The 5,920-nt window shown below is 69.2% G+C and carries 4 protein-coding genes; 2 read left to right on the top strand and 2 right to left on the bottom strand.

Features of this window, described 5'->3' with window-relative positions; translation table 11 throughout:
• Window positions 1-637: YbfB/YjiJ family MFS transporter (locus G3N62_RS34045; protein WP_206141475.1), on the bottom strand; the 637-nt coding region annotated here is incomplete at its 3' end.
• 123 nt (window positions 638-760) lie between these two features.
• Between G3N62_RS34045 and G3N62_RS34040 the strand changes: the two genes are divergently transcribed.
• Window positions 761-1,675 carry a LysR family transcriptional regulator gene (locus G3N62_RS34040; RefSeq protein ID WP_034191196.1) on the top strand — a complete coding sequence of 305 codons (915 nt, stop codon included), beginning with the start codon at window positions 761-763 and terminating at the stop codon, window positions 1,673-1,675.
• Between the two features lie 129 nt (window positions 1,676-1,804).
• On the opposite strand, the gene alaS is transcribed toward G3N62_RS34040, so the two are convergent.
• Entirely contained in the window at window positions 1,805-4,429 is a 2,625-nt protein-coding gene (gene alaS, locus G3N62_RS34035) for an alanine--tRNA ligase (RefSeq protein ID WP_034191197.1), read from the bottom strand.
• 254 nt (window positions 4,430-4,683) lie between these two features.
• Between alaS and G3N62_RS34030 the strand changes: the two genes are divergently transcribed.
• The gene (locus G3N62_RS34030; RefSeq protein WP_059556997.1) at window positions 4,684-5,904 is read left to right on the top strand and encodes a CaiB/BaiF CoA-transferase family protein; all 1,221 of its coding nucleotides are present in this window, start codon (window positions 4,684-4,686) and stop codon (window positions 5,902-5,904) included.
• Window positions 5,905-5,920 lie beyond the last annotated feature (16 nt).

The raw sequence follows: 5,920 nt of genomic DNA, 5'->3' as shown, positions 1-5,920 counted from the left end.
GCACGGCAGCCGCCGAGGGTGCCGCGGGTGGCGGCACCGTGCCGAACGTGCGCCAGATCGCCACCGACAGCACGGCCGACAGCGCCGCGAAGCCCAGCCAGCCCGACGCCGCGCGCTGGCCGGCCAGCGCGCTGCCGATCAGCCCCGTCACGACGATGCCGACGCCCGGCCCCGCGTAGATCACCCCGCTCCATTCGGATGCGTGCAGTTCGGCCAGGCGCCGCAATCCCCACTGCGACACGAACACGAACGTCCACGCGCTGACGATGCCCGCGACGAAGCGCACCGCGAGCCACACGGGCAGCAGGTGGCCGACGCCCATCGCGGCGGTCAGCAGCACGGTGGCCGCGAGCCCGAAGCGGACCATCCGCGCGGGCGCGATGCGCAGCGCCGCGCAACTGACCGCGCCGACGAAATAACCCGCGTAGTTCGCCGACGCGAGCCAGCTGCCGGCTTTCAGGCCGATCGAGCCGTCCGCGAGCATCAGCGGCAACAGCGGCGTGAACGCGAAACGGCCGACGCCGAGCACGACCGCGAGGCCGACCATGCACGCCAGCGCGGCCGCGCGGGCAAGGCGGTCGGCCTGGTCGGACGAAAGGACGCCGGCAGCGGCGGTCGAGGCATCGAAGCGGGACATGGCGGCAACGGCCGGCACTGAGCGCGCCGGCCGGATCGGAAACCGGAATGCGGCCATCGTAGCTTGACCAAACGTTCTTGAAAAATGAATAATCAAGAATCGACTCATCCCTCGGAGAGAATCATGGACCTGGCCGCGCTGGCGATTTTCCGGGCGGTCGTGCGCGAGAACGGCGTGACGCGCGCGGCGGCCAAGCTCAATCGCGTGCAGTCGAACGTCACCACGCGCATCAAGCAGCTCGAGGAAGAACTCGGCGCCGCGCTGTTCGTGCGCGACGGACGCCGGCTCGTGCTGACGCCGGCCGGGCAGACGCTGCTGCCGTATGCGGAGCGCCTGCTCGCGCTCGCCGACGAGGCGCGCGACGCGGTGCGCGAGGACACGCCACGCGGCCGGCTGCGGCTCGGCACGATGGAAAGCACGGCCGCGAGCCGACTGCCGGCTCTCCTCGCGCGCTATCACCACGCGTGGCCCGACGTGTCGCTCGAACTGGTGACGGGCACGACGGGCTGGCTGATCGACCGGGTGCGCGACTTCGAGATCGATGCCGCGCTGTTCGCGCGCCCGCCCGAACCGGGCGGGCTGCCCGACACGTTCGAGACGGTGCCGGTCTTCCGCGAGGATCTCGTGCTGCTGACGCCGCGCGGCCATCCGCCGGTGCGCACGCCGCGCGACGTGATCCTGCCGACGCTGATCGCGTTCGAGCGCGGCTGCACGTACCGCAAGTACGTCGAGCAATGGTATGCGGCGCACGGCATGAAGCCCGCGCGCGTGCTCGAACTCGGCTCGTACCATGCGATCGTCGCGTGCGTCGCGGCCGGCGCCGGCGTCGCGGTCGCGCCGCGTTCGGTGCTCGACCTGCAGCCGGAAACCGGCAACATCGCCGCGCACACGATTCCCGAACTCGAAGGCATCGACACGCTGCTCGCGTGGCGACAGGGTTATGCGTCGGCGGCGCTCGCCGCGCTGCGCGATGCGCTCGCCGAGGCCGCGCGGCCGCCCGGCGACGCGACGAAGCCGCCGGCGATCGTGACGGCCTGACCGGTGCGCGCGTCGCCGCATCGATCGACGTGCGCAAACGAAACGACCCGACCGGCATCCGCCGATCGGGTCGTTGTTTCATTCACGCGATGCCGTCAGCGCAACGGCATCGCATCGGTCGCGTGACGATCAGAGCCGCTCTTCGACCCAGCCCTTCACGCCGGCCAGCGCGCCCGGCAGGTTCGCCGGCTCGGTGCCGCCCGCCTGCGCCATGTCCGGACGGCCGCCGCCCTTGCCGCCGACCTGCTGCGCGACGAAGTTCACGAGTTCGCCGGCCTTGACCTTCTTGCTCGCGTCCGGCGTGACGCCCGCGATCAGGCTGACCTTGCCGCCTTCGACGGCCGCCAGCACGATCGCCGCGCTCTTCAGCTTGTCCTTCAGCTTGTCGACCGTTTCGCGCAGCGTCTTCGCGTCGGCGCCGTCGAGCGTCGCGGCCAGCACGTACACGCCGCCGACTTCGACGGCCTGCTGTGCGAGCTCGTCGCCCTGGCTCGATGCGAGCTTCGACTTCAGCGCGCCCAGCTCCTTCTCGAGCGACTTCACCTGGTCCTGCACCTGCGCGATGCGCTGCGTGAGTTCCGACGGCTGCGCCTTCAGCGCGGCCGCCGCTTCGTTCACGCGCGCGTCGAGCTCCTGCACGTAGCGCACCGCGTTGTCGCCGGTGATTGCCTCGACGCGGCGGATGCCGGCCGCGACGCCGCCTTCGACGACGATCTTGAAGAGCCCGATGTCGCCGGTGCGGTGCACGTGCGTGCCGCCGCAGAGTTCGCGCGAGAAACCGAGATCGAGCACGCGCACTTCATCGCCGTACTTCTCGCCGAACAGCGCCATCGCGCCGCCCTTCACCGCTTCGTCGTACGGCATCACGCGCACGATGCCCGGCGCGTTGGCCAGGATCTCGTTGTTGACGATCTGCTCGACGCGACGGATTTCGTCGTCGGTCATCGGCGCGTTGTGCGCGAAGTCGAAGCGGGTCTTTTCCGCGTCGACCAGCGAACCCTTCTGCTGCACGTGCGCGCCGAGCACTTCGCGCAGCGCCTTGTGCATCAGGTGGGTGGCCGAGTGGTTGCGCTGCGTGCGGGCACGGCGATGCGCGTCGATTTCCGCGCGCAGCACGTCGCCGACCTTCAGCGTGCCCTGCTCCAGCGTGCCGTGATGGCCGATCACGTCGGCCTGCACCTTCAGCGTGTCGGCCACCGCGAAGCGCGTCGCGGCGTTCGCGAGCACGCCCTGGTCGCCGACCTGGCCGCCCGATTCCGCGTAGAACGGCGTGTGGTCGAGCACGACGACCGCATCCTGGCCGGCCTTCACTTCGTTGACGGCCGAACCGTCGACGTACAGCGCGACGACCTTCGCGTCGTCGAACGCGATGTCCTCGTAGCCGTGGAACGTGGTTTTCGCGCCCGAGTATTCGAGGCCCTGCGCGGCCTTGAACTTGCCGGCCGCGCGCGCCTGTTCGCGCTGGCGCGCCATCGCGTCGTCGAATGCCGGCTCGTCGACCGTCATCCCGCGCTCGCGGCACACGTCGGCCGTGAGGTCGAGCGGGAAGCCGTAGGTGTCGTGCAGCTTGAACGCGAGTTCGCCGTCGAGCACCTTGCCGCCCTTCGCCTCGACGTCGGCCAACGCCGCTTCGAGGATCGACATGCCGTGCTCGATGGTCTCGAAGAAGCGCTCTTCTTCCTGGCGCAGCACGTCGGTCACGCGCTGCTCGGCTTCCTTCAGCTCCGGATACGCGACGCCCATCTCGGCGACGAGGTCGGCCACCAGCTTGTGGAAGAACGAGCCCTTGCGGCCGAGCTTGTAGCCGTGGCGGATCGCGCGGCGCACGATCCGGCGCAGCACGTAGCCGCGGCCTTCGTTGCCGGGGATCACGCCGTCGACGATCAGGAACGAGCATGCGCGGATGTGATCGGCGATCACCTTCAGCGAGTTGTTCGTGAGGTCGCTGATCTCGGTCACGCGCGCGGCGGCCTTGATCAGGTTCTGGAACAGGTCGATCTCGTAGTTGCTGTGCACGTGCTGCAGCACGGCGGCGAGACGCTCGAGGCCCATGCCGGTGTCGACCGACTGCTTCGGCAGGCGCGTCATGTTGCCCTGCGCGTCGCGGTTGAACTGCATGAACACGAGGTTCCAGATCTCGATGTAGCGGTCGCCGTCTTCTTCGGGCGACCCCGGCGGGCCGCCCCACACGTCCGGGCCGTGGTCGTAGAAGATTTCGGTGCACGGGCCGCACGGGCCGGTGTCGCCCATCGTCCAGAAGTTGTCCGACGCGTAGCGCGCGCCCTTGTTGTCGCCGATGCGGATGATGCGCTCGGTCGGCACGCCGACTTCCTTCGCCCAGATGTCGTACGCCTCGTCGTCTTCCTGGTAGACGGTGACCCACAGCTTGTCCTTCGGCAGCTGGTAGACCGTGGTCAGCAGCTCCCACGCGAACTTGATCGCGTCGTGCTTGAAGTAGTCGCCGAACGAGAAGTTGCCGAGCATCTCGAAGAACGTGTGGTGGCGCGCCGTGTAGCCGACGTTCTCGAGGTCGTTGTGCTTGCCGCCCGCGCGCACGCTGCGCTGCGCCGTCGTGGCGCGCGAGTACGGGCGCGGATCCGTGCCGAGGAAGACGTCCTTGAACTGGACCATGCCCGAGTTCGTGAACATCAGCGTGGGGTCGTTACCGGGCACGAGGCTCGACGAGCGGACGATCGTATGGCCCTTCGATTCGAAGAATTTGAGGAATTTCTCGCGGATTTCGGCAGCTTTCATGGCGTGCGGGGACAGTCTGGCAAAGACGGCTTCAAAACGCCGGCGCCCTTGACGGGCGCGCGACGGCATGGATTCGGAAACGATCGATTATACGGGATCGGGGCCGGCTTCCGGGCAAAGCGCCGGCAAAGCGGCTCGGCCATCCGGACGGCCCGGCTGGGCCACCCGCGCGGCCGATTCGCCTTAAGATGCTCGGCATGCCAATCGGCCTTGCCCGACAAGGCAGGCCAGCCATGAAAGGAGACGATTCGACGATGGGTGCCCTGAGCCATATCCGCGTGCTGGACCTCACCCGCGTGCTCGCGGGCCCGTGGTGCGCGCAGACCCTTGCCGATTTCGGCGCGGACGTGATCAAGGTCGAGCGCCCGGGCGCCGGCGACGACACGCGCCACTGGGGGCCGCCGTACCTGAAGGACGCGGACGGCGCGGATACCGCCGAGGCCGCGTACTACCTCGCGGCGAACCGCAACAAGCGCTCGGTGACGATCGACATCGCGACGCCCGAAGGCCAGCAGATCGTGCGCGAGCTCGCCGCGCAAAGCGACGTCGTGCTCGAGAACTACAAGGTCGGCCAGTTGAAGAAATACGGGCTCGATTACGCGTCGCTGCGCGCGGTGAAGCCCGATCTCGTCTACTGCTCGGTCACCGGCTTCGGCCAGACGGGCCCGTACGCGCACCGCGCGGGCTACGACTTCATCGTGCAGGGGATCGGTGGCTTCATGAGCATCACCGGCGAGCGCGACGGCGAGCCGGGCGGCGGCCCGCAAAAGGCCGGCGTCGCGATCGCCGATCTCGCGACGGGCCTTTATTCGACGATCGCGGTGCTCGCCGCGCTCGCGCACCGCGACCGCACCGGCGAAGGCCAGTACATCGACATGGCGCTGCTCGACGTGCAGGTCGCGCTGCTCGCGAACATGAACACCAACTTCCTCGCGAGCGGCAAGCCGCCGGTGCGCTGGGGCAACGCGCATCCGAACATCGTGCCGTACCAGACGTTCCAGACGCGCGACGGCTGGATCATCGTCGCGGTCGGCAACGACGGGCAGTTCCGCAAATTCGTCGAGGCCGGCGGCCGGCCCGAGCTGGCCGACGACGAGCGCTTCGCGACGAACCCGTCGCGCGTGCGCCACCGCGACACGCTGGTGCCGATCCTCGCGGAGATGGTGAAGGCGCGCGGCAAGGCCGACTGGATCGCCGTGCTCGAAGCGGCCGGCGTGCCGTGCGGCCCGATCAACGATCTCGACGAGGTGTTCGACAACGAGCAGGTGGTCGCGCGCGGGATGCAGGTATCGCTGCCGCACCCGTGCGGCGCGGACGTGAAGCTCGTGCGCAACCCGATCCGGATGAGCGCGACGCCGCCCGACGCGCGCACGGCCCCGCCGCTGCTCGGCGCGCAGACCGACGACGTGCTGCGCGAGATGCTCGGCTACGACGACGCGCGGATCGCCGCGTTGAAGGCGAAGCAGGCGATCTGACGCGCCGGGCTCGCGA

Source organism: Burkholderia sp. Tr-20355, from assembly GCF_017104685.1.
GTDB lineage: Bacteria > Pseudomonadota > Gammaproteobacteria > Burkholderiales > Burkholderiaceae > Burkholderia > Burkholderia seminalis.
This window is presented reverse-complemented; position numbering and strand designations above follow the sequence as displayed.